Origin of the sequence: Bacillus sp. P14.5 (assembly GCF_003316765.1) — a bacterium.
Lineage (GTDB): Bacteria > Bacillota > Bacilli > Bacillales > Bacillaceae_B > Rossellomorea.
In genome coordinates this window covers 43,016-65,844 of the sequence record NZ_NIJF01000113.1, presented here as the reverse complement: position 1 = coordinate 65,844, position 22,829 = coordinate 43,016, and the positions used below count along the sequence as shown (strand labels likewise).

Below are 22,829 nucleotides of genomic sequence, written 5' to 3'. Positions count from 1 at the left end.
TGCCAGATAGCGAGAACCCCGGCCATGGGCAGAGAATCAAACAAAAGGAGTAGAAAAGGCGGCCAGGTCAAAAGAGAATTAATTCATTCTTTTAAAGGAGTTTTGCGCTTTTAATCGAAATTTGTTAAATAGGGGCCGCTAACCAATCATACGAATGCTTTTACATAATCAGGAGGGGAAAACATGGGAGATACAAAGAATGAAGACATTTTTGATAAGGACATTCATACTGACTTTCTGGAAAAAATGACTTACGGAGATTATTTGCAATTGGATTCTCTGCTGACCAGTCAAAAAAGGTTGTCGGGCCATCATGATGAAATGTTGTTCATCATCATCCACCAGGTGAGTGAATTATGGATGAAACTCATTTTGCACGAACTGGATGCCAGTATCGAATCCATTCAAAAAGGGGAACTGTCGCCTGCGTTTAAAATGCTGTCGAGGGTTTCAAAAATACAATCCCAAATCATCCAGGCCTGGGATGTCCTGTCCACTTTGACTCCTGCTGAGTATATGGAGTTTCGCGAAAAGCTGGGACAGGCTTCAGGATTCCAGTCGTACCAATACCGCATGATTGAATTCATGCTCGGATACAAAACCAAGCATGTGCTGGAAATTTATAAGAAAGACCCTAAGCTTCATAAAAAACTTCTTGAGGCATACAAGAAGCCCGGTATATATGATGCATCCATCCTTGCTTTATCCCGGGCTGGGCTGGATATTCCTGAAGAAGTAATTAATAGGGATTTCACTGCTCCATATGCATCTCATTCATCAGTTGAAGACGCATGGGTTACAGTATACAAAAATGTTGATGAGCACTGGGACCTTTATGAACTGGCTGAAAAACTCATCGATATCGAAGACTGGCTTCAGCAGTGGCGTTTCCGCCATATGAAAACAGTTGAAAGGATCATTGGGCATAAGAAAGGCACTGGAGGTTCTGCCGGGGTAGGTTATCTGAAAAAGGTATTGGATCACAGATTTTTTCCTGAGCTTTGGGATGTCAGGACCAAATTGTAAAAGAAAAGACTCTTTTCGTATATCGGGTTCTGTTTTGAAGTACAAACTTCTAATTATTCAAAGAAATGGTTGAGTTATTCACAACCAAAAACAATGTCTATTGATTTCCACTCCAGGTGCGTGACTCCGCGGGGCGTGCAGTGAGCCTCCTCGGCTTCATAAAAAGCGGAAGCGGCCGTTCAGCGACGTACAGATTTTAGGGCTCTCGCATGAGATAAAGGAATCACGAAGAGCTTAAGCGATTCGATGATGACTTATCTATATAAAGTGGAAAGGCCCAGCTCAGCGGCGTACGGACTGGACTGACTCCGCATGAGATAAAGGAAACACAACAAACGTAGTGAGTTGATGTTGACTTATCTTATAAAGTGGAGAGGTCCCGCTTAGCGGCGTACAGATTGTAGGGCTCTCGTATGAGATAAAGGAATCACAACGAACAAAGTGAGTTGATGATGACTTATCGCAAGGAGAGAGACCGAAATCTGCTAGCCGTTGGGACCTCGGAACTGGATTCGCAAGGAGGAGGCAGGGAAGTACGCTAGCCGTTGGGCCTTGCAGCTAGATTAGCAAGGAGAGAGACCGAAATCTGCTAGTCGCTGGCCGCTAGAGCTAGATTCGCCTGTGGGGTTACGTTCCAGTGGGTACGTAACCTTGGTCTCACCTGTCACGCTAGTCCCGCAGGAGGTCACGCTCCTTCCGTGCCAATCAAATCATTGCTGACTTTCTATAAATACTTTCGCTTATTATAATATTGGGAATGAAAGTGCATAGGAAATTGTTCCAAAATTTTTAAGAACAAAAAGTTCTGTCATTTGCTATTTAGGTTGCATTTTGTATTACCAATTGAACAGATTAACCAGCTAGAATACCGTTAAACCAAGGAAAAAGGAGTGTCAAAATCGATGCGATTTGGCCCTCTTTTTGATGTGTGATTTTTATTTTGCACTCGAAAACAGAACCCATTACTTTTCGTGAACTTTGTTGCTGCTTGATACAAATTCCGAAAAAAACAACCATATTACACTGAAATAAACTTTAGATAATGAAAGAAAATACCTGCTCTTCCCGTTTCGAGAGAAAATTATTGGTACCAAGGGGAAAAATCCGGCTCCTGGGATTTTATCGAAAGCATTCATATATGCGAAAACAGCTAAGAAAAAAAGGCGCTGCTTCATTAGAAGCAGCGCCTTTTTGGTATGATCTGAGAGGGATTCGAACCCCCGACCCCATCCCTGTCAAGGATGTATTCTCCCGCTGAACTATCAGATCCTGGCAGTCAATTTGTTTGAGCTACATATTCTATTATATGAAAATTTCATTGCTTGTCAATATACCTTTTGAACTTTTTTTAATAAATCACGCATAAAAGAACGCATGTTCGTGTATACTATTAAAAACTCCAGAAAAAAGGAGCGACGGTTTTGGAGAAGGTCATACGTAAGGCATATCACAATCACACTCCTCTTGAGATTATCTATAAAACGGATGAAGATGTGTTCAGTAAAAGAACCATCTATATTCTAAAAACAGAGAAGGAATCCCTGACAGCTTATTGTTACTTGAGGAATCAGATCCGGACATTCAACATGGAAAATATCCTGGCTGCTTTCCCAGCAGACAGAGTTCCCCGGCCATCTCTGCTCAATAAATATGAGTCATCAAAGAAACACCAGAATAACAGGACACAGACATTCTGAAATTCTGATGCCTTGCTTTTTCCCAGCGCCAGTGTGAAGTGTTCCGCCTGTGTTTTCTAAGTCCATACAAAAATCCCGCTAACCAACTAGCGGGATTTCTTCTACCCTATGATTTCCTCCTCATCATGCGCTTTTATTTCTTCATCAGTGAATTGCTCTTCAATGTCACGCAGGCGGTGTGCAATCCTGGACGCTGCATTGGCTGCGATACTTGCGACCATATCATCGAGGAAGGTATGCACTCCGTTTCCGTTTTTCGTATCCAGTTTCCGTATAACGCCGATTTTATTTTTATCCAGGTGGCCAAATGTGGTTACAGCTATACTTCCGTATCCTAATGAAGCACCAAGCGCAATGGTTTCATCGACACCGAAAAGGCCTTCATCCGTTTCTACTATAGATTGAAGCGGTTCTGATAGCTGCTTATTCTCTGCCAGTACATCAAGTTCAATTCCTACCAGGATTGCATGCTGAATTTCCCTCTTCAGCAAAACTTTCTCAACACTTGCAATGCAGTCCTCCATTTCGAGTTCAGGGTGGTAAGGGTACTGCATTTGATAGACAATCTCCGCTATATCCTGTATCGACACGCCCCGCTCTTCCAGTTTTTGTCTGGCTGCATATGTAACATCTTTTGAATGAACAATTTTAGTCATTATTTTTCCTCCTAAGTCTGTATATCTCTTTTTTCATATTATACTGACAATTAATGCATTATAAAACTATCAGCCTCTTTTCTTTTTCTCCAGCTGGCGGGTTTTAAACCTATCCACCTAAATACTTTCATTTGTGAGCGGTTGCAGGGATTTTGGAAATAGAGTATGGTACAATCTTTTTTGGAAGGCTATATTATTGGCCGAATTTGAAATTGGAATCTATCCATTGGAGGTATAAAAATGACTTCTTCTAGAGGAACAATCAACGAAATCAGCCTCTTCAGCAAGGAATTGAATGAAGAAATAAATATGCTTGTCTATTTGCCCCCCTCTTATTCACCACTCTATAAGCACGCGTTATTGATCTGCCAAGACGGGAAGGACTACTTTCAGCTTGGCAGACTTCCACGGCTGGCTGATGAATTAATCGGCGGTCAGGAAGTTGAAAACATGATCATTGTTGGAATACCTTATAAGGATGTTCATGACAGGAGAAGAAAGTATCATCCTGATGGCGAGCAGAATGCTGCGTATATCCGCTTCCTGGCGCACGAGCTTGTTCCTTTCCTGGATGATCAATACCCTGTTTACCATATGGGAATGGGTAGAGCGTTAATGGGAAGTTCCTTAGGTGCCTCTGTATCTCTGATGACAGCCTTAAAGTATCCTAATACGTTCGGTAAAGTCATCATGCAGTCCCCTTATGTCAATGACAAAGTACTTGAGGCAGTAAAACGCAATGGACAGCCTCACCTGCTGAACCTTTACCATATCATCGGCAAGGAGGAAACCGAAGTGAAAACCACCAACGGGGAAACTGCAGATTTCCTGACTCCTAATAGAGAACTACATGAAGTTTTCAAAAAGGAAAGGTTCTCCTCTTTTTATGAAGAATTCGATGGCGGCCACACATGGAAATACTGGCAGCCTGACTTGAAGCGTGCGATGAAGCATATGTTCTCATAGGAAGACCTAAATATGGGATAATAAAAGGTAACTGTTATTTCGTCTCATTCAAGAGAAACCCGCAGGTTTTTCCCACTTTTCATTTCTGCTGAAAAGCTGCCAGTGGGAGAAGCAGCCAGATCCAAAATTTATTTGCCTTCTGGCTGCTCTAATACAGGGGGGAAGGAGACAAAGTTCCTGCTCTCATTAATACCACCTTTAGCTCTATGTTAATTTCCTCTTTTTTTGTGATATAATAACTGATATATTTAATTATTTTGAATTTAATGAACTTCATGACCAAGGAGGTACTATTTATATGAATTATGGTATCGTTATTTTTCCATCTAAATCGCTCCAGGATAAAGCTAATGCGTACCGGAAGCGTTACGATCCCCATTATGCTTTGATCACGCCTCACTTGACTCTGAAAAATGTTTTCAGCACAGATGATAGTGGTATCAAAGATATAGCAGATAAGCTTAGACAAATCGCTAAACAATACGATCCATTTAATATGAAGGTGTATAAGATCAGTTCATTTCAGCCGGTTAACAATGTGATTTACTTTAAAGTAGAATCGACACCTGAACTGGAAGGCCTGCATAAAGACATGCATACTGCCGACTTCAATGGGCATGAACCTGAATATGCATTTGTTCCTCATATTACTGTTGCTCAGAACCTTTCTGATGACGAACACTCTGATGTTTTTGGTTCCCTGCGCATGTTAGGGATCGACCATGAAGAAACTGTGGACCGTTTCCACCTGCTCTATCAGCTTGAAAATGGCTCTTGGACAGTCTATGAAACATTCCGCTTAGGAAAGGAATAATCACTTTGAACATGATTCTGGCTGAAACTGATAAAGAACTTCAAGATGCAATGGAAGTGCGTAAAGAAGTTTTTGTTCATGAGCAAAACGTGCCCCTTGAAGAAGAAATAGATGAGTTTGAAAACACCTCGGATCACTTCGTGTTATACGATGAGAATGAACCAGTTGGCGCAGGCAGGTTCCGCTTAAAGGACGGACAAGGAAAAGTAGAACGAATCTGTGTGCTGGCAAAAACCCGCGGAAAAGGCGCAGGGAAAGTCATTATGGATTTCATTGAAGAACATGCACGCAGCAAGGATGTGCCTGCTTTGATCCTGAATGCCCAGACCCATGCTATCCCTTTTTATGAAGGATTAGGTTACTCCGTTACATCTGATGAATTTCTTGATGCAGGGATACCTCATAAATCCATGAAAAAGATATTGAACTAACAGAAAACCGTCTCCCAATACGTGGAGACGGTTTTTCTGTTTGAGCAGATGAATAAAGCGGTACTCTTTTGTTGAGAATGAAGTAATACTATTATTAATGATATTAGGAGACCTGTTATGAATTTTTTGGCTATTGCATCCGAATTAATTGTAGGATTTGCAGCACTGCTTATCTTAACAAGGATATTAGGAAAAACCCAAATCTCCCAAATTACTCCTTTCGACTTCATTTCAGCTATCATTCTAGGGGAATTGGTAGGAAACTCTTTATATGATGACAAAAGTGGAGTAATCGAGATTCTATTTGCAATCTCATTATGGGGAGCATTAATATTTATAACGGAACTTACCACTCAGCGCTCACGAAGAGTTAGACACTTTCTTGAAAATACTCCTTCCATCATCATCCGAAAGGGACAGATCCAGTTTGAAGCAATCAAAAATAATCATCTGGATTTAAACCAAATGCAGCAGCTGCTGAGAGCCAAAGACATCTTTTCTATCAGAGAGTGTGAATATGCTATCTTGGAGACAGATGGCAGCCTGAGTGTAATCAAGAAACCTGATTACGCCCCTCTCCAAAAACAAGATTTAAATATTGCTTCCGCATCTCCCTCTATGCCAATATCAGTTATTATGGACGGAGAAATCCTCTATGATAATTTAAAGATGATTGCAATAGATGAAAAATGGCTGTTGAATGAAATAAGTAAAAAGGGGTTTTCTTCTTCACAAGAGATATTATTTGGTGAGTGGAAAGACGGAGAAGAATTACTGCTGCAGGGATATTGAATGACTAGGCCCTAAAGCCGAAAAGGCCTTTAAGGCCCTTTTCAAAGGTTAATATAGAGTTGATTGCTTTCTACTGCTGCCTTTGCTGATCCATCATGAATCAATTTTGTAATGTAAGCTGTAAAACTTGTCCGATACAGAAGGTACTGGCCGAGTGAACGTGATTCGATATCATTTATATTCAGAAACTCTTGAAGCAGCCCTTCAAAAGTGTGCCTGCCTTGATTTTTATCCAAAAGCTTCAAAATCTGTTTCAACAATTCCATATGTACTTCTATATTGGCATCGATGCTTTCTGAAAAGTCCTTTTCAAACTCACCATGACCAGGAACCGACCCTTCCACTTTTAAGTTTTTCAACTTTTCAAGGGTTAGAAAGGTTTGTTCTGCATCTGTGATAAATGGCACCACATGTTTTTTCAGTGCTTCTTTTCCGAAATAAGCGTCTGCTGCAAAAAGGATTTCGTTATGGATAATGCCAACTTGCCCGATTGAATGTCCTGGAAGAAGAACGGCTTCCAACTTGAAAGGCCCGATTTCCATATCACCAGGCGCAACGATTGATTCATCCACTTCCACTGGTTTTCCTTCCAGAAATTTACTTCTTAATTCCTTAAGCGGAAATGCTCCATTCCAAAGGTACACAGGCTCCATTAGCGGATTTTCGATAATAGCTTTTTCCAGAATGGGAGCATAAATTCTAATGTCTGTCTTTTTCTTTAAGTAAGACGCTCCGCCGAAATGGTCTGTATGTGCATGAGTGATAATACAATAATTTAAAGACAGATTTTCACTCTGGAGGATTTTTAAGACTTTCTTAATAGAAGAGTCATCAATCCCTGTATCTATGAGCAGCCCCTCTCCTTCTTTATTTATGTACCCGACATTGACAGCCGAAGAAAAGTAGAAGCAGCTTTCATTGATCTTTTTAAGCTCCAAGGGAAATACATCCTTTCCTTTTCTTATACATATTCGTTAATGTACTTCCCTTTTCCTGTTATATCTGCTAGAAATTCGGCCGAAACAGTTTCCGTCCCGGTGATATTCTTCATCCGCTTGAACCCTGGTCCATTCTCACCGGTTTCTATGTTCTCCTGTCTATGCTGATCCTGATTGTAAAGGGGTTGGATCCGGTTGACCGGTATGAATGTGAAGGGGTCATAATCCTTATTGGCTTCACGTTCTGCGTACTGCATGTATTGATAATGGGGTACTGGTGCAATATATCCCATACTGTCCACCTCGCTTTTTCTTTTCAATTCCCCTGGCAGGAAAATTATAAACCCTTTACTTAATACTATTTCTTTCACTGCAAAGTATGCTTTTGACCTTGAGGTGCTAAGTCAATTCCAGCAGGTACGGCCCTCGGGCACTGGTACTGAAGTCAAGAATGCTGCCCAATCCCTCCCATCCGGATATCAAAAAAATAAACCATCAGGCCTGCTCTACTATGTAAGCAACCCAATGGTTATAATTGTATTATTTCTTGTTGTCGTTCATCATGTTGGAGATGGTGCCGAAGTCCAACTGTTTTCCATCACTTACAATCGATTTAACGATTTTATCTTCCATCTCTTTATTAACGGGTTTGTTTGCGATTTGGGATACCCTCTTGATGACCCCGCGTACCGTGCTCTCATCTTTAAAATTCGCATTTTGCAGAGATGTGGCGAGTTCCAGCACATCATTCATATTGACACCGGTTTTCTTTTCAATATTTTTAAAGAAATTATTATTCATTGGGTAAACGCCTCCTTTACAGCTAATATATTGTATGAGGAGGTCAGTGAATGGTGCATGGCCCAGAGAGTATAGCCCAAGAGTTAATGTATTTGGAATTGTAACTCATGATATTGTCAGAAATCATTGCGCCGGTCGGGGCAGCCTTAACCTCACTGGCTTCCTGCTGATTGCACACTGGTAACCCCCATAATTCACATGCTTTAAAAAGCCTCCTATGGTAATAATAGGCTGTTTTTGCAAGGCTCTTATCGTAAACTTTGTTGCTATTTGATACTATTACGAAGAAATATCTATACCAAGAAGGAAAAAATACGGTAATCATGAAAAGAAAAGATCTGCTCTCCCCGGATACTAAGGTATTTCTCACTATTCAGGAAGACCATCTCTTTTCTTACTTACCGGGGCTTTTTTGTGAACCAGGGCGTTCACTTACGAATAAAATTAAATAGCAGCAAAATTTTCAAAGAATGCCAAATAAAAAAGCAGATTCACTAGGAACCTGCTCATCCGTTCATTAACAGAAACTTGCACCAACGATGATCAAAAGGATAAACAAGACAACGATCAATACGAATGTTGAGCCGTATCCATATCCTTGGTTTCCACAGCCATAACCATACCCATACATAGTTATCACCTCTCTTTATTTCTGGCTTCTACAGTATATGTAGAGATGATTACCTATGTATGGGCTCTTTAATCACCTGTCTGAGGACCAATCATATAAATCGATGGTTAATTTGCCCGACGAATCAGATTGGGCAAGAAAAACGTTTTCCAATATGAAGTGCCTGAGCTTCAGCTGATTTACAAGCCATGCTTCTGTGCACCCAGCATTCCTCAGTCCATTTTTTACGATTTCTCCGTCACTGATGACAGAATGGATCGGAAAAACATTTAATGAGGTTGGGTAAACGTCTTCATAGAGTAGGGGCTGCTTTTCCTTTTTAAGAAGCACACTTAGCTCGCCATTACTATCAAGAAAGGCAAATTCCACATCAGATACCCTGTAGATATTCTTTTTCCTTAACTGTTCAAGCAACTCATCCAAGGAAATTTTTTCTTTCTTTAATGCCTTCTCAATGATATTCCCTTCTTCTATGAACACTGTCGGATTACCCTCTACAAAGTGCCTGAATCTGATACTTTTAAGAGAAATGAAAGAAAAATAAATGACACGGAGAACCATAGGAAGATGCTCATCAACCCTTCAAGCAGCTTCAAGTCAAGATCCATTGACAGTGTCCCTGCGATGCTTCCAACGATAATACCGGTAAAGTATTCAAAAAAGATAGCTGTGAAAGCTGCTTCTTTCCTAGTAATTTCGTTATAAAAAATAACGCAATCAAGACAAAAAGGCTTCTAAGCGCCACCTCTAAATATTCAGACACCTGCCCTCATCCTTTCGGCTTGAAAATCAATGCACCGATGAACCCAAAAATGATGGCAGCTGAAATACCTGAGCTTGTCACTTCAAACATTCCTGTAAGCACGCCAACCAGACCATGCTGATCCGCTTCCTGCATCGCTCCTTGAACCAATGCATTGCCGAAAGAGGTAATTGGAATCGTTGCCCCTGCACCCGCAAAGTCAATTAATGGCTCATATAGACCAAAGCCTGCCAGGATTGCCCCAATAACGACCAGCAGACTTAATGTATGAGCGGGTGTCAACCTGGCAATATCAAACAAGAGCTGCCCTATTACGCAAATGCTGCCGCCTATTATAAATGCCCAAAAAAACATTGCCAACATGGTGTTTGCCTCCTTTCGACTGATTAGATATATTCTATTGACACGGCATGTGCTATACAGGGTATTGACTCACCCTGTTGAAACGTCAGCGGAGACAAAAGCGCACCAGTCGCAACCATCAAGATTCTCTTGTATACACCCTTTTTCATTTGGTTAAGCAGGTGTCCATAAAATACTGTGGCGGAACACCCCGGGCCGCTGGCACCAGATTGTACGGGCTGATCTTGTCCATAAATCAGCAGACCGCAGTCCTGGAATTGCGTTTCCGTCAGGTTGAATCCCTTTTGCTGAAGCAATTCCTTAGCGGTTTTCCGGCCGATTTCAGCCAGGTCTCCTGTAATAATTAGATCATAGTAAGAAGGATCTCTCCCTAAGTCTAGAAAATGAGCTGATATCGTGTCAGCGGCTGCCGGCGCCATGGCCCCTCCCATATTAAAAGGATCTGCCAGGCCCATATCAACGACCTTTCCGATTGTGGCAGAAGTGACTCTGGGAACAGGGCCCTTTTCACCTTCACTATTTCCCACAACAGAATATCCTGCGCCAGTGACTGTCCACTGAGCGGTAGGCGGTTTTTGGCCCCCATATTCAGTAGGGTAACGAAATTGTTTTTCCACGGCTGAATTATGGCTTGAAGCACCTGTGACGATATAATCGGCCCCTCCTGAATCCACTAAATATGAAGCTAACGCAAGTCCCTCCATAGACGTTGAACATGCTCCAAATATACCGAGATAAGGAATTTCATTTGTCCTGGCCGCAAAGGAGGATGGCGTAATCTGATTGATCAAATCTCCTGACAGGAAAAATTGAATTTGATTTTCATGCAGTTCTCCTTTTTCCAGTGCCAGTTTCACTGCATCTTCAATCATTAAGCGGTTTGCTTTTTCATATGTGTTTTCTCCCATCCATAAATCATCATAGAAGCGGTCAAAGTCTTCGGATAGCCTCCCTCTTTTTTCAAAGGGACCTCCAACCACTCCTGTGGAAACGATGGCTGGCTTATTTTGGAATGCCCAAGACTGCTTCCCTCGTAACATCAGATCACCCCCCATTTAATCAGCAGCGTTTTGATAAGCGCTATGACAAAAGCAGAAAATACACCAAAGACAATGACAGAACCGGCCAGCTTAAAAATATTTCCTCCCACACCAAGGACAAGCCCCTCTGTTCTATGTTCAATGGCTGCTGATATAACCGCGTTACCAAATCCTGTTACCGGTACTGCGCTTCCTGCACCGGCAAACTGTCCAAGATGATCATAAATGCCAAAACCGGTCAGCAGCATCGAAAAGAAGACCATGGTTGCGACTGTCGGATTGCCCGCTGTCTGCTCTGTAAAGTTGAAAAAGTAAATGTAGAAATACGTTACTGCCTGGCCGACCAAACAAATTAGGCCTCCCACGAAAAAAGCCTTAACGCAATTGAGGAGCACTGGCCTTTTTGTTTCATGCTTTTTTTCAAGCTGTTCATATTGCTTCTGGTGAGGGGTTTTTGTTTTCTTAACCATCACTTGCTCCTTTCTAGGTTAGCTCCTCTTTTAGCTTAATGATTTCCTGAAATCTCTTTTCTGCTTCTTTATTAGATATATTTTTTTTCTTCATTTTATCTTTGAGTCTGACCGTCTCAAGAAAAATCTTATAGTCACTGGAAACGATGAAATTTTCATCAGGGTATTTCTTTTCCAGTTTTTTTGTCATCTTTTTTTCGATTTTCTTCATATGAAACCGATGGGTATGCTTTACCTTATAGGATACAAGGATTTCCTCCTTCCCTTGTATGACTGCTACATCGTAAAGTTCTTCAAGCTTTGCAATATCTTTTTTGACTGCATGACCGATACTATCCGTTTCTGGATTTTCCACAAGTTCCACTGGCGGCGGATCTGTTACCTTAATCAAGGCTCCCTTGCTGTCTGCGCCGTCTTCCTTATTTGCAGCACAGCCTGAAATACATAACGTTATAATCAGTAGACCGAGCAATTGTTTGTTCATAGTATCCCCTCTATTTGTAGTATGGCTGTGTGTCAGAATCATCTGCAGAAGTAAAGATTTAAATATCCAGTATATATAGATGTGCAAAAAGCAGCTTGCTTATATGTAGTCTTATATTCTGCAAAGATGGACAATTTTATGAATAAAAAAGGCCTGGTTCTCATTAACTAAACTTTCTTAGTTAGCTGTGAACCAGGCTTTTTATTAAAAAAACTTACAATTATTGTGTGGTTAATTTTGTTTTTTCTTTTTGCCGCACCCGCAGCCTATTTTCTTTCTTTTAGATTTTACAGGCTTAATTTGTGAAGCGGATTTCTTCATCATCTTTATTCTTCCTCCTCCAATGATGGAAATTCAGAAAACAGCGCCTTCTTCTGGCAAGTGTTCGCAAAGCAAAAAATATCTACACCATTCTATGCAGCAGAATTAACGCTTGTTCTCTTATTTCAAGAAATCCACTTTTGTATCAAGGTTTCAATTATCGATGCGATTCCGGCAGCAGCCAAAATGGTGATGAGCGGATAGGCTATAGCAGGGTAGAAAATATAGAGTCCATAAAGCCCTCCCGCTGCCCATATGCCCGTGCACCAATGACAGCTGAGCAATTCGCCCATCCAGTTCTTCGGGACTAAATATACTTCCACATTCCCTGCTTTGTCCCTCTCTTCCTCTTCCTCAAAAAAAGGAGCCCGTAAGAACTCCGTGATTTTGTCATAGACAATCAGGTGCGTCAACCGGAATACAGCCACTCCTAAAACGGCCATTTGCATTAAAGTCAGATCCACTTCTTTAGCTCCTTTTCATTGACTTAAAATTACGCGCAATCCCCCTGGTCAAACACTATGGGTATGTCACAGAGAGAAGAAAAGACGGTTTTTCTTTTTTCTCTGTGTTATTTAACCCCAAGGGCCTGAGTCCTTTACAAGTAAAAGTTGAAAGTCATGTTCTTGTTGAGTAACTAGTGGTGAAAAAAGTGAAAATTTTTCCGTTAATTGCAGGCAAAACTTCAATTTGTTGTTGAATAGGAGAAGTTATTTCCCTTACTTGAAGAAAAGTACTCTCTTTTCAGCATTTTGACTCTATTTAGAGAAGATTTTTTTATTCGAGCTGTTTTCGCTCCTATTAAGTAAATTAAAGGAATTTAATTTCTCTATTTGAAATGCTCTTTTCTAAATTTTATTGCTTTTGGTTTCCTGTTTTACCTAAAAGCGCAAACGCCTGGATCAGCCCCGACCGGCAAATGTCCCTTAAAGAAAAAAAGCGCTCTTTCCTTTTATTCTCTTTGGGTTTTTTAACCCAGAGAGGCTGAGGGTGAAGCTCGATGCGGATAACACAGTTAAGAGGCGGGTTTTACAATTTCAGAATCAAATGTGACACACCGCCTATTTTGACGAAAAAAGGGCTATTATCCGTAACTTAAACTCCTTGGCTACAATATGTTATTAGTGTAGCGATAAACAATTAAAAGGAGGATTTTCTAATATGGGTTGTGGAAAAAGAGATGATGTAGGTGGAATCCGTACAGATAACTGTGTGTGTGAAGTAGTACGTGCAATTAAAGACATCCAGGATGCTGCGGTAGCTGATGATTGTCTGGATTGTACTACCAGCTGTTTCCTTGAGCCGCTTGGCGATTTGAACAGCCCTGCTATGAGACGTCGTGCAGATACTCGTGTGTTCACACTGACAAATAAAAACGGTGAACTATTTAAAGCATTGTTCAAACAAAAAGATGGCCAATGTGATGCAAACTGTGTAACGATTTATTTCCGTGTGGAAGAAATTTTCGATAACTGCTGTGCAACGTTGAGAGCTTTAAGACCTAACAAAGATATTATCAACGACTATGGCAAATTGGATTATGGCGCAATCTGCCATGTGGACGAATGGTTCAGAACAAACAACTGTATCACTGTTGACCTGAACTGCTTCTGTGCGATTCAATGTATCGCGGATGTTGACCTCGATATTTGTGAATAATTCTTAGAAAGCCTGCCGGAGAAAAACATCCGGCTGGCTTTTTCCTTTTAGACATTCATCATAAACCAATGATCTTGATGGCTCGTAGTGATTTCCGCTTTACGTCTATTTCATCTCCCTGGAACGTTTTTAGGACAAGCGTATCTCCTTCAGCACTGAGCAAGATTCCCTTATACCTTTCTTCTTCGGTAATAAATTCACAAGGGAACGGTGCTTTTCCGTTAATATAACGGGAAAGATACGTGATTTTCTCATCAAGTTCCATCTCCCTGAATGGTTTCAGAGGTTTGAAAGAGTAGGTTTTTTGCTTTTGTTCCAGGTTGCTATCCCCTGGCTCTGAATTCCCACTTTTAAGACTGTCAATGGCTTCCTGCTGAGCTTTTTCTTGCGCCGGCTCTTCTCCATATAAAGTACCCAGCTCTTCTTCAAAGTGAGAACGTTTCTTTCTCCTTGGCTTTTTTATTCCTGCTTCTGCAGAAGGCTTTTCCAAAGGTTTAGGTCTCGCCTCTTTTGAAGAATAGGATTGCTGCATATTAGCCCTCGATTCTTTAAATGCGGGCTGCTGGATGTATAATAAGGGTGTTTTTTATGGTTTTCAGGATTTTTTTTCATGAGCTGCACCTCCCGTGGTTCATTCCTTTTACAATGTATGCAGCAAATGCCTATAGGTTTCTTGAATGTTTCCAAATTATTTTATTGCGGCTTCCATCAAAAAAAACAATAGAGTTAGCGGCATGCTAATTGCTAATTCCCCGCGGGCTAATATTACGAGATACTGCCGCTGAATCTGGGCAAGGATTGCGTAAGGAAAGTGTTAACACAGGATTTTAATTGTTCTTAAACAATAAAAAAGTTCAAAAGCGGCTGCCTTTGAACTTTTTAGTCATTCGTTTACTGTTTGTTAACCAAGTACATGATATCCTGAATCTACATGAATGTTTTCTCCTGTGATTCCGCGGCTCATATCGCTGAATAGGAATACAGCTGCATCCCCTACTTCTTCTTGTGTCGTATTTCTGCGGAGCGGAGCTCTCTCTTCAATTTCTTTCAGGATTGTATTGAAATCACCTACACCTTTTGCAGAAAGAGTTCTGATGGGACCAGCCGAAATAGCATTGACACGGACACCTGACTTTCCAAGATCACTAGCAAGATATTTGACACTTGCTTCAAGAGAAGCTTTGGCTACGCCCATGACATTATAATTTTCGAGAACACGCTCTCCGCCAAGATACGTTAGCGTTACAATGCTGCCGCCTTCAGTCATAAGGTCTTTCGCTGCTTTCGCCACAGCAGTGAGTGAATATGAACTGATGTTGTGGGCCAGCAGGAAGCCATCCCTTGTTGTGTTCATGTAATCACCGGCTAATTCTTCTTTTTTAGCAAATGCGACACAATGCGCAATGCCATGGATGGCGCCCGCTTCTTCCTTAATTGTCTGGAAGCATTTTTCGATATCCTGATCATCAGTTACATCACATTGAAGGAAAAGGTTATCGCTGCCTTCAAGTGTCCCCGCCAGATCCTTGACACTCTTTTCGAATCTCTCGCTTGCATATGTAAAAATCAATCTCGCTCCAGCCTGATGAAGGCTTCTTGCTATCCCCCAGGCGATACTTCGTTTATTCGCTACACCCATTACTACATATGTTTTTCCTTGCAATGAAAGAGTCATATAAATCCTCCTTAAATTAATACATGTTATTAGTACCTGATACTAATTTTATCCCATTTCTTTCAGGAAAGAAAGTAATTGGAACAAAAAATAAATGCACTTTAGAAATCAACCAAAGAAGAGGACGAAACCATAATTGGTTCCGCCCTCTTTTTCTTCTATAATAGTTGCTTTTTTCCCTTACCAGTACATTCCCTTGTATATCTTCATTCTCAATCAGCAATACTCACAAAATTCCAACTCACGCTTCAGTTCATCTACATATTCTTTTGAACCTGTTACAATTAATCGGTCATTCATGTGTAATTCTGTATCACCATGAGGGACGATCGAATCTTTTCCTCTGAAAATACGGACAAAGATGACGTCCCCGGTAAAAGGAAATTCCCTTAAGGTCATACCTTCAAACTGGATGTTCATCATTTTGATTTCATACAGTGATGTTTCCTGATTAGTAAAGATGTTCATTACGGAAGGAGACTCAATAAGAGCTTTCAGCAAAGCCTTTGTAGAAAGCATGACTGAGAATACCTCTATGTCGTGCTCTCTCAGCATCTCTTCCAAATCAGGGCTTTCCACCCGAACGATTACGCGATCGATTCCCGACTCTTTTGCAGCAATTGCCAGTGTTGCATTCTGGTCTTCATCACCTGTCGAAATGACGATGATATCTGTGTCAAAAACATTATTTTCCTCAATTGTTTTCAATTCAAAATTATCCATTTCATTTATCTCAAACAAAGAGTCGGAAATACTTTTGTTCGATTTGTCCTGTCTTGTATGATACAGCACCGGCACATATAGGGATGACTTCAATTCCCTGGACACAGGAAGAGTCATCTGGTTGGCACCAAGGAAAGAAACTTTAATTTGCTTTTCCCCACTCGCTTCTTTAGGGAAAAGCTTTTTAAACACTATCGGAGTAACCAGACAAGTAATAACGGCTACCAATATTAATGTACCGCTCATTTGCGCGGTGATGATTTCCATGCGCTCTGCTATTTTGGCAGCAGCGATGACTAATGACAGCGTCGATGTTAACAGGAATGCCGAAGCAATCGTCGTTTTGTTATCATACCATTTCCTTAAAAGGAAGACTGGCAGAAGCTTTGACAACAGAAACGCCAGCATCAGCAATGGAATCAAAATAAGCATTTTAGGGTCACTCAACAATGACCAAAGTTCAAGTTCTACCCCAACCATTACAAAGAAAATCGGAATGAGGAACCCATAGCCGAATGAATCGAGCCTGTGAACCATTTCCTGGTTAGGAGAAAGCAGGGACACCAGCACCCCTGCGAGGAACGCTCCAAGGATGTTTTCTGCACCAACCGATTCAGATACTGCGACGAGCAAGATGATCAGTGTAAAAATAGCCCTTGTGCCTATTTGGGTCGTTCCGGTGGATAATGTCTTCATTAAGGCATTATTTTTAAATCGTTTTGCCAGGAAGTATAATAGAACTCCCGCACCAAACAACAGAAGCAGCAGCCACATGTTGCCATGACCTTCACCATACAGTGAGACAAATACGGCAAGCAGAATCATCGTCACCAAATCGGCAATCACGGCTACCAGCAAGATGATCTGGCCTATGCCGCTTTTCATGATATGTGCTTCCTTTAGAGTGGGTACTACAACCCCGAGTGAAATCGTTGAGATGATAAGCGTCATCAGGAAGGCATTATCAATCAAGCCTGCCAAAACGAATAAATATGATAATCCCAGCGAAACAAAAAAGATTCCTGCGAAAATCCACATTGAAACCTTAAGCCTGTTCGGTTCTGGTTTCCCGCTTGGAAGGACCTGTTTTTCTTTCCATCATTCGAAAAAGCAGAAAAATCAATTTCCAGCCCACTTAAAAACATAAGAAATATAAAGCCCAGAGTTGACAGTGTTTCCAGCCACATGTCCTGTTGGACGAGGTCAAAACCACTCCTGCCGATAATAAGGCCGACTATGATCTCTGCAATTACCACTGGAATAAAGTTAAGCTTCAATCTATGAAGCAATATTGGCGTAATGAATGCCGCAAGAATTACAATGACCAGTGAAGCCACTGATGCACCATGTTCCATACCCTTTCCTCCTCTTCTATACTAAATAGTTCATGAATAGCGTTGCCATGCCAAAATAAATCATGATACTGATAATGTCATTTATAGTGGTGATAAACGGCCCGGAAGCCACCGCAGGATCCACTTTTAGTTTGTGCATCAGAAGCGGCACAAGCGACCCTGCCAATGTGGCCACAATTAAGGAAACCATGATGGAAATACCGACAAGAAATCCTAAAAACAATTGTCCTTTCCATACGTATACAGTAAACATCACAACTATTCCACAAACCGTTCCGGTGATTAATCCTGTACCAGCTTCACGGACCACCAGCTTCCATTTGCTTTCTTCCTCCAAATCACCGGTGGCAATCCCCCGGACGGCCACTGCGAGTGCCTGTGTCCCCGTATTTCCTGCCATTCCGGCAATCAATGGAATGAATACAGCCAATATGGCTACCTTATCAAGAGTCTCTTCAAACCTTCCTATCAGACTCGCTGTGAACATTCCCAGAAATAACAATGCTATCAGCCATGGCAGCCGCTTCTTTGCGGCAGTGAACGGATTACGGTCCACGGTATCCACATCTGATATACCTGCAAGCTTAGAGTAGTCATCTGAAGCTTCTTCATCAATGACGTCAATGATGTCATCAACAGTAATGATTCCCAGGAGATGATACTGAAAATCAACAACAGGCAGGGCCAGGAAATTATAGTCTCTCATTTTTCTGGCGACAGCCTCTTGATCTTCTCCAACTGATACCGATACCACCCGGTCACTCATGATCTCGGCAATCATCATTTCATCATCACTGATGATCAAGTCACGCAGGGAGATGACTCCTGCCAGCCTTCTGAATTCATCAACCACAAAGATATAATAAATGGTTTCTGCATTAGGTGCCTCATTCTTCAAAATCGTCATGGCAGAACGGACCGTCTGGTTAGCCGATATTGCTACAAACTCGGTGGTCATGATGCTTCCCGCGGTATATTCCTCATAATGAAGGAGTTCTTTTATTTCCCTGGCAGATTCATCATTCATGATGGTCAGGTAACTTGCCACCTGGTCTTTATCCAGTTCATTGAGCACATCGACAGCATCATCGGCATACATGTTAGACAGCATGTCCGCAGCATAGGCCGGATTCATTTCGGAGAGTATATCCTGATACTCTGTTTCGTCTTTGTCAAGGCTTTCGAATAACTCAGCCATTTCTTCTGGCGATAAATAATGATACATCTTTAACCGCAGAGCATCATCTATTCTTTCAAAGTACTTTGCTTGGTCATACGAGTGGAGTGAATTAAATTCTTTTCGGAAGATCTCCATCTGTTCATTTAGAAGGGCCGAGGTCAAGTACTCTTCATCGAGCTGGACTTCTCTTTTATCTTGGTTTTCTGCCGCCATCGGCATACCCTCCTTCTTGCGGTTTCAATGTTTATTTTAAAGTGTCTATTTTAAAGGCTATTTTCTTAAACTTTGCTGCTATTATATACGAACTTCGTAAGATAGCGCTATTACTCATCAGAAATATTCTGGTAAGCAAGAAGAAAAGAGCTACTCCCCATTTAGAGCTTATTTCTAAATAGTTGTTGCTTTAGAATACGATTTTACCTTCATTCCCCCTTTACGCAGGGGATTGAAGCGGAAAGCGTACGATCTCCTGCGGGACTAGCGGTACAGGTGAGACCCAGGTAACATACCCACTGGAACGCAACCATGAATCCAATTCCCGCGGCCAGCCGCGCGGAGTCGTTCGCCTGGAGCGGAAATCCATTAATTCTCAATAGCCGCACTCTTTGCGAAAAGAGCGGTCCACGCCATTTGGAGAGAAACCTCATAGTATCCAGGGGTGAAATCAGGCTCTTAGGATTTTACCGAGAGCAGCAATCTATACGAATACTGCTATTTTAGCATGAAGCTTCAGTATACTTTCTTTATAGGAATAAAAAAGAAAAGTGCCGTTTAAAAATATAGGAAAAGAGAATTATTATAAGAGGAGCAGGCACACCTCTGTGTGTGTACTCCTGAACTATAATCCTTTAAGGTCACTAAAGCAGTCCTAATTATACTAGCAAATTCTAAAAAAAATGTCTCCCCTAAAAGATTATTCGCTGAATTAAAAATATTATTTACTTTTGTTTTTATAGAAAGGAGAGGACTTATGAAAATAGATATTATCGGTGATATCCATGGTTGTTTTGACGAATTTAAAGAGTTGACGGGCAAGCTTGGATACCAGTGGAATTCAGGGATTCCGATCCACCCTGATGGCAGACTGCTTGGATTTGTGGGAGACTTAACAGACCGCGGTCCCAACTCCCTGAAAGTGATTGAAACGGTTTGGAAGCTGGTGAAAAATAAACTGGCTTACTATGTTCCGGGGAATCACTGCAATAAGCTGTACCGCTACTTTCTGGGGAACAAGGTCAAGATTCTCCATGGCCTTGAAACAACCATTGAGGAATTAGGCAGGCTTACGGAAAAAGAAATGGCACGATACAAGAAGATGTTCATTGAGCTATATGAAAATGCACCACTCTATCAACAGCTTGATTCAGGGAATTTAATTATTGCCCATGCCGGAATCAAAGAGGAACTCATTGGCAAGCAAAATAAGAAGGTTAAAACGTTCGTCCTGTATGGAGACATCACAGGAGAAACTAACGAAGACGGCACTCCTGTCAGAAGGGACTGGGCATTCGATTATAAAGGGGAAGCCTATATTGTGTATGGACATACACCATTTTCTGAAGTGAGAAACATTAACCGGACCTATAACATTGATACCGGTGCCGTATTCGGCGGAAAGCTTTCCTCCTTTTCATACCCGGAGATGACAACTGAAAGCGTAAAATCGAGCATGCCTTATACGGCAGAAAAATTTCGTGATGTTAACCCTGATAAATAAGAACATGGAGAGCCCGTTCAGCGCATACTAAGATAAACATAGGGTCTCCCTGCTCTTCCAGTATGGAAGCCAAGAGTAATCTTCCTAACCTCCAAATTGCAAAATCAAAACCACCAGTGAGAACTGGTGGTTTGCTCTGCGGCTTGAATCCCCTCTTACCGGCTTAGCGCAAAAAGACCCGCTGATTGATTTCATCAGCAACTTATCCCCAATGAAAAATTTTTAAGAAATAAGGGAAGAAATTCCGCTTATTTTTAAAAAGGGTACCAAAAACAGCTAAATTAAGCGGAGAGATTCCGCTTATTTGCTAAAAAGATGTAGAAAATGGTCCATCAGCTGTACTCAAGCGGAAAAATTCCGCTAATCTACCTCATATGGAAGCCAATTTTGCAGCTTAGCCGGAGAAATTTCGCTTATTTTAGATTAAATACATGTCCTTCACAGGTAAACCGCCTGCTTGAATGGTAAGAAGCGTCAGGGAAACCTGCTTATCCCTCTCGAAGGAAGATTTCTATACCCCGCTATATACTCGCTGGCCACCCGGCATAGGACCGTTAAAGAACAAGCCGGCTGTACATACAGCCGGCTTGTTCTATGTGTCTCTGAGCAGACTTTTCATATCTTCAGGCAGCGGAACTTCAAAATGAAGCTGCTCATGGGTCATCGGATGAAAGAAAGAAAGGGAAAAGCAATGCAGGGCCTGCCTCTGGATTTCTTCAGCATTTCCTCCATATAAGGTATCCCCCAGCAGCGGATGACCTGTATATGACATATGAACCCGGATTTGATGAGTCCTCCCCGTTCCCAATACTAAGGAGAGGTGGGCAAAACCTTCAAACTGATTAATGACGGTAAAGTAAGTAACCGCAGGCTTTCCATCCTGCCTTACTTCCCTTTCAATTATCGAGGTTTCTTTTCTTCCGATGGGTTCATTTATCGTTCCTTCCACCTGCAAAAAATGACCTTGTGCAAAAGCTTGGTATGATCTCTTGATTTCTCTTTTTCTCTGCTGCAGGCTCATTAAGTGATGGATGTGCCGATGCTTGGCGATCAAAACAAGTCCCGAAGTATCCCTGTCAAGCCTGGTGACTATATGAATCGCAGAACCTATATCCTTTTTTAAATAATACCCGTGCAGACCATTGGCAAGGCTTCCGGCAGGATGTTCCCTTGAAGGAATCGTACTCATGCCGGAAGGTTTATTGACCACCAATACATCTTTATCCTCATAAATGATATCCAACTGAAGGTCTTCCGGACTTAAAGCGGCGCTTTTAGGCTCCGGAGGAAAGACAACAAGCAAATGATCCCCAGGCTTAAGTCCATGACGGACAGTGGCCTCTTTCTGATTCACCATGATCTTTCCGCCTGCATATTTGATATCTGTCAGCATTCTTTTTGAAATATCCTTATCATTCAGGAATGTTTTAATATCTTTTCCTGCTTCATTATGCGAAATGCTCCATTCCATTTTGTACCTGATCATATGTTATCAATCATCAGCGATGAAGGAGTCCCTGACTCTTTTCCAGAAAGGAAACGGCCGGAATCTCGCAAAGCGGATTTTTTCATCAGCAACCCTGTATTGAATCGATTTAACATCTTTATGCAGAAGCGTCAGGTGATCAATCGTAATCATGAAATCAGGTACATTGACTGGTTTAAGCATGCATGTATGATGTGCCGGCAAAATCAAAGGAGAACCGATTGTCCTGAATACCCGATTGTTAATGGAAGCCATTTCAGCAAGCTGTATGGCAGGAATCGAGGGATGCAGTATGGCTCCGGCTAAAGCTTTATTATATGCGGTACTGCCCGATGGTGTAGACAGGCAAAGGCCGTCTCCCCGGAATCGTTCAAAGTGCTGACCTCGTATCTCAACGTCCATTACCAGAGTCCCTTCCACACTTTTCACTGTCGATTCATTCAATCCCAGATATCGTGTTTCCTTTCCGCCATTTTGATAACGGATGATCGTTTCCAGAAGAGGATATTCAATAATCTGGTAAGGTGTTTTCGCTATAGCGATGACAAGCTTTTCAATTTCCTCAGGCACCCAGTCGGCATAGAATCCAAGATGTCCAGTATGTACTCCAACAAAAGCGGTCTTATCAAGTCTTGAACTATAACGGTGAAATGCATACAAAAGTGTACCGTCACCACCGACTGAAATGACGATATCCGGTTCTTCTTCGTCATACACCAACTCAAAATCCTGAAGATACGTACGCATTTTGTGCATCAGTGTATTCGACTTTGGATCTCCTTTAGAAGTGATTGCAAATTTCATATTGGCTACACCCTTTTTTTAGATTCTTTTCCCTCTC

23 protein-coding genes, 1 tRNA gene and 2 pseudogenes are annotated in these 22,829 nt (G+C 41.6%); 8 read left to right on the top strand and 18 right to left on the bottom strand.

The window, feature by feature from the left end; genetic code table 11:
* Positions 1-183 precede the first annotated feature (183 nt).
* Positions 184-1,026 carry a tryptophan 2,3-dioxygenase gene (gene kynA, locus B9Z54_RS22230; RefSeq protein WP_113930535.1) on the top strand — a complete coding sequence of 281 codons (843 nt, stop codon included), beginning with the start codon at positions 184-186 and terminating at the stop codon, positions 1,024-1,026.
* Positions 1,027-2,223: 1,197 nt separating this feature from the next.
* Here the strand turns inward: kynA and B9Z54_RS22225 are convergent.
* Positions 2,224-2,295, bottom strand: a tRNA-Val gene (locus tag B9Z54_RS22225).
* Between the two features lie 152 nt (positions 2,296-2,447).
* Between B9Z54_RS22225 and B9Z54_RS22220 the strand changes: the two genes are divergently transcribed.
* Positions 2,448-2,723, top strand: coding sequence for a hypothetical protein (locus B9Z54_RS22220; RefSeq protein ID WP_113930534.1), 276 nt, complete (start codon positions 2,448-2,450; stop codon positions 2,721-2,723).
* Positions 2,724-2,824: 101 nt separating this feature from the next.
* On the opposite strand, the gene B9Z54_RS22215 is transcribed toward B9Z54_RS22220, so the two are convergent.
* Entirely contained in the window at positions 2,825-3,379 is a 555-nt protein-coding gene (locus tag B9Z54_RS22215) for a phosphatidylglycerophosphatase A family protein (protein ID WP_113930533.1), read from the bottom strand.
* Positions 3,380-3,619: 240 nt separating this feature from the next.
* On the opposite strand from B9Z54_RS22215, the gene B9Z54_RS22210 reads away from it, so the two are divergent.
* The 4 genes from B9Z54_RS22210 to B9Z54_RS22195 all read left to right on the top strand — a co-directional run bounded on the left by B9Z54_RS22210 (position 3,620) and on the right by B9Z54_RS22195 (position 6,382).
* Positions 3,620-4,345, top strand: coding sequence for an alpha/beta hydrolase (locus tag B9Z54_RS22210; RefSeq protein WP_113930532.1), 726 nt, complete (start codon positions 3,620-3,622; stop codon positions 4,343-4,345).
* 298 nt (positions 4,346-4,643) lie between these two features.
* The gene (locus tag B9Z54_RS22205) at positions 4,644-5,159 is read left to right on the top strand and encodes a YjcG family protein (RefSeq protein ID WP_113930531.1); all 516 of its coding nucleotides are present in this window, start codon (positions 4,644-4,646) and stop codon (positions 5,157-5,159) included.
* Between the two features lie 11 nt (positions 5,160-5,170).
* Complete coding sequence (locus B9Z54_RS22200) at positions 5,171-5,590, top strand: GNAT family N-acetyltransferase (RefSeq protein WP_113930547.1); 420 nt, start codon at positions 5,171-5,173, stop codon at positions 5,588-5,590.
* Positions 5,591-5,707: 117 nt separating this feature from the next.
* Positions 5,708-6,382, top strand: coding sequence for a DUF421 domain-containing protein (locus B9Z54_RS22195; protein ID WP_113930530.1), 675 nt, complete (start codon positions 5,708-5,710; stop codon positions 6,380-6,382).
* A 41-nt stretch (positions 6,383-6,423) separates the two neighbouring features.
* Here the strand turns inward: B9Z54_RS22195 and B9Z54_RS22190 are convergent, their stop codons facing one another.
* The 10 genes from B9Z54_RS22190 to B9Z54_RS22145 form a co-directional block, all read right to left on the bottom strand.
* Positions 6,424-7,320 (bottom strand): MBL fold metallo-hydrolase, encoded by an 897-nt coding sequence (locus B9Z54_RS22190; protein ID WP_113930529.1) that lies wholly within the window; start codon positions 7,318-7,320, stop codon positions 6,424-6,426.
* 23 nt (positions 7,321-7,343) lie between these two features.
* Complete coding sequence (locus B9Z54_RS22185; protein WP_113930528.1) at positions 7,344-7,613, bottom strand: hypothetical protein; 270 nt, start codon at positions 7,611-7,613, stop codon at positions 7,344-7,346.
* Positions 7,614-7,860: 247 nt separating this feature from the next.
* Positions 7,861-8,121, bottom strand: coding sequence for a sporulation-specific transcription regulator SpoVIF (spoVIF, locus tag B9Z54_RS22180; RefSeq protein WP_113930527.1), 261 nt, complete (start codon positions 8,119-8,121; stop codon positions 7,861-7,863).
* 517 nt (positions 8,122-8,638) lie between these two features.
* Positions 8,639-8,752, bottom strand: coding sequence for a YjcZ family sporulation protein (locus tag B9Z54_RS22175; RefSeq protein WP_113930526.1), 114 nt, complete (start codon positions 8,750-8,752; stop codon positions 8,639-8,641).
* Between the two features lie 72 nt (positions 8,753-8,824).
* Positions 8,825-9,232 carry a DUF421 domain-containing protein gene (locus tag B9Z54_RS25960; RefSeq protein ID WP_240190062.1) on the bottom strand — a complete coding sequence of 136 codons (408 nt, stop codon included), beginning with the start codon at positions 9,230-9,232 and terminating at the stop codon, positions 8,825-8,827.
* A 289-nt stretch (positions 9,233-9,521) separates the two neighbouring features.
* Complete coding sequence (spoVAE, locus tag B9Z54_RS22165; protein WP_113930525.1) at positions 9,522-9,878, bottom strand: stage V sporulation protein AE; 357 nt, start codon at positions 9,876-9,878, stop codon at positions 9,522-9,524.
* 23 nt (positions 9,879-9,901) lie between these two features.
* Positions 9,902-10,918: a stage V sporulation protein AD gene (gene spoVAD / locus B9Z54_RS22160; RefSeq protein ID WP_113930524.1), complete on the bottom strand. Its 1,017-nt coding sequence runs from the start codon at positions 10,916-10,918 to the stop codon at positions 9,902-9,904.
* Complete coding sequence (gene spoVAC, locus B9Z54_RS22155) at positions 10,918-11,388, bottom strand: stage V sporulation protein AC (RefSeq protein WP_113930523.1); 471 nt, start codon at positions 11,386-11,388, stop codon at positions 10,918-10,920. Before spoVAC ends, spoVAD begins: the two co-directional genes overlap by 1 nt.
* Positions 11,389-11,401: 13 nt before the next feature.
* Positions 11,402-11,872 carry a sporulation protein gene (locus tag B9Z54_RS22150; RefSeq protein ID WP_113930522.1) on the bottom strand — a complete coding sequence of 157 codons (471 nt, stop codon included), beginning with the start codon at positions 11,870-11,872 and terminating at the stop codon, positions 11,402-11,404.
* Positions 11,873-12,318: 446 nt separating this feature from the next.
* The gene (locus B9Z54_RS22145) at positions 12,319-12,657 is read right to left on the bottom strand and encodes a DUF1360 domain-containing protein (RefSeq protein WP_113930521.1); all 339 of its coding nucleotides are present in this window, start codon (positions 12,655-12,657) and stop codon (positions 12,319-12,321) included.
* 697 nt (positions 12,658-13,354) lie between these two features.
* Here B9Z54_RS22145 and B9Z54_RS22140 point away from each other — a divergent pair.
* Positions 13,355-13,852 carry a CotY/CotZ family spore coat protein gene (locus B9Z54_RS22140; RefSeq protein WP_113930520.1) on the top strand — a complete coding sequence of 166 codons (498 nt, stop codon included), beginning with the start codon at positions 13,355-13,357 and terminating at the stop codon, positions 13,850-13,852.
* A 58-nt stretch (positions 13,853-13,910) separates the two neighbouring features.
* Here the strand turns inward: B9Z54_RS22140 and B9Z54_RS22135 are convergent.
* From B9Z54_RS22135 to mgtE, 4 genes and pseudogenes are all read right to left on the bottom strand, one after another.
* Positions 13,911-14,426 (bottom strand): annotated as a pseudogene (locus tag B9Z54_RS22135) (CotO family spore coat protein); the annotation flags it as partial.
* A gap of 327 nt (positions 14,427-14,753) precedes the next feature.
* Positions 14,754-15,527, bottom strand: a complete 774-nt coding sequence (gene fabI, locus B9Z54_RS22130; RefSeq protein ID WP_113930518.1) for an enoyl-ACP reductase FabI — start codon at positions 15,525-15,527, stop codon at positions 14,754-14,756.
* Positions 15,528-15,743: 216 nt separating this feature from the next.
* Positions 15,744-17,605 (bottom strand): annotated as a pseudogene (locus tag B9Z54_RS22125) (monovalent cation:proton antiporter family protein).
* Positions 17,606-17,621: 16 nt separating this feature from the next.
* Positions 17,622-18,998, bottom strand: coding sequence for a magnesium transporter (gene mgtE / locus B9Z54_RS22120; RefSeq protein ID WP_113930517.1), 1,377 nt, complete (start codon positions 18,996-18,998; stop codon positions 17,622-17,624).
* 757 nt (positions 18,999-19,755) lie between these two features.
* Here mgtE and prpE point away from each other — a divergent pair.
* Positions 19,756-20,502 (top strand): bis(5'-nucleosyl)-tetraphosphatase PrpE, encoded by a 747-nt coding sequence (gene prpE / locus B9Z54_RS22115; RefSeq protein WP_113930516.1) that lies wholly within the window; start codon positions 19,756-19,758, stop codon positions 20,500-20,502.
* Between the two features lie 592 nt (positions 20,503-21,094).
* Here the strand turns inward: prpE and B9Z54_RS22110 are convergent.
* Complete coding sequence (locus tag B9Z54_RS22110) at positions 21,095-21,973, bottom strand: RluA family pseudouridine synthase (RefSeq protein WP_481747815.1); 879 nt, start codon at positions 21,971-21,973, stop codon at positions 21,095-21,097.
* Between the two features lie 21 nt (positions 21,974-21,994).
* Positions 21,995-22,792: an NAD kinase gene (locus B9Z54_RS22105; RefSeq protein WP_113930514.1), complete on the bottom strand. Its 798-nt coding sequence runs from the start codon at positions 22,790-22,792 to the stop codon at positions 21,995-21,997.
* Positions 22,793-22,829 lie beyond the last annotated feature (37 nt).

Bases quoted from the DNA above. Each gene is read 5' to 3' on its own strand.
- spoVIF (WP_113930527.1), bottom strand. From the start codon at position 8,121: ATGAATAATAATTTCTTTAAAAATATTGAAAAGAAAACCGGTGTCAAT.
- kynA (WP_113930535.1), top strand. From the start codon at position 184: ATGGGAGATACAAAGAATGAAGACATTTTTGATAAGGACATTCATACT.
- B9Z54_RS22185 (WP_113930528.1), bottom strand. From the start codon at position 7,613: ATGGGATATATTGCACCAGTACCCCATTATCAATACATGCAGTACGCA.
- spoVAC (WP_113930523.1), bottom strand. From the start codon at position 11,388: ATGGTTAAGAAAACAAAAACCCCTCACCAGAAGCAATATGAACAGCTT.
- B9Z54_RS22215 (WP_113930533.1), bottom strand. From the start codon at position 3,379: ATGACTAAAATTGTTCATTCAAAAGATGTTACATATGCAGCCAGACAA.
- spoVAD (WP_113930524.1), bottom strand. From the start codon at position 10,918: ATGTTACGAGGGAAGCAGTCTTGGGCATTCCAAAATAAGCCAGCCATC.
- spoVAE (WP_113930525.1), bottom strand. From the start codon at position 9,878: ATGTTGGCAATGTTTTTTTGGGCATTTATAATAGGCGGCAGCATTTGC.
- B9Z54_RS22150 (WP_113930522.1), bottom strand. From the start codon at position 11,872: ATGAACAAACAATTGCTCGGTCTACTGATTATAACGTTATGTATTTCA.
- B9Z54_RS22110 (WP_481747815.1), bottom strand. From the start codon at position 21,973: ATGGAATGGAGCATTTCGCATAATGAAGCAGGAAAAGATATTAAAACA.
- fabI (WP_113930518.1), bottom strand. From the start codon at position 15,527: ATGACTCTTTCATTGCAAGGAAAAACATATGTAGTAATGGGTGTAGCG.
- B9Z54_RS22210 (WP_113930532.1), top strand. From the start codon at position 3,620: ATGACTTCTTCTAGAGGAACAATCAACGAAATCAGCCTCTTCAGCAAG.
- mgtE (WP_113930517.1), bottom strand. From the start codon at position 18,998: ATGGCGGCAGAAAACCAAGATAAAAGAGAAGTCCAGCTCGATGAAGAG.
- B9Z54_RS22105 (WP_113930514.1), bottom strand. From the start codon at position 22,792: ATGAAATTTGCAATCACTTCTAAAGGAGATCCAAAGTCGAATACACTG.
- B9Z54_RS22200 (WP_113930547.1), top strand. From the start codon at position 5,171: ATGATTCTGGCTGAAACTGATAAAGAACTTCAAGATGCAATGGAAGTG.
- B9Z54_RS22140 (WP_113930520.1), top strand. From the start codon at position 13,355: ATGGGTTGTGGAAAAAGAGATGATGTAGGTGGAATCCGTACAGATAAC.
- B9Z54_RS22175 (WP_113930526.1), bottom strand. From the start codon at position 8,752: ATGTATGGGTATGGTTATGGCTGTGGAAACCAAGGATATGGATACGGC.
- B9Z54_RS22205 (WP_113930531.1), top strand. From the start codon at position 4,644: ATGAATTATGGTATCGTTATTTTTCCATCTAAATCGCTCCAGGATAAA.
- prpE (WP_113930516.1), top strand. From the start codon at position 19,756: ATGAAAATAGATATTATCGGTGATATCCATGGTTGTTTTGACGAATTT.
- B9Z54_RS22195 (WP_113930530.1), top strand. From the start codon at position 5,708: ATGAATTTTTTGGCTATTGCATCCGAATTAATTGTAGGATTTGCAGCA.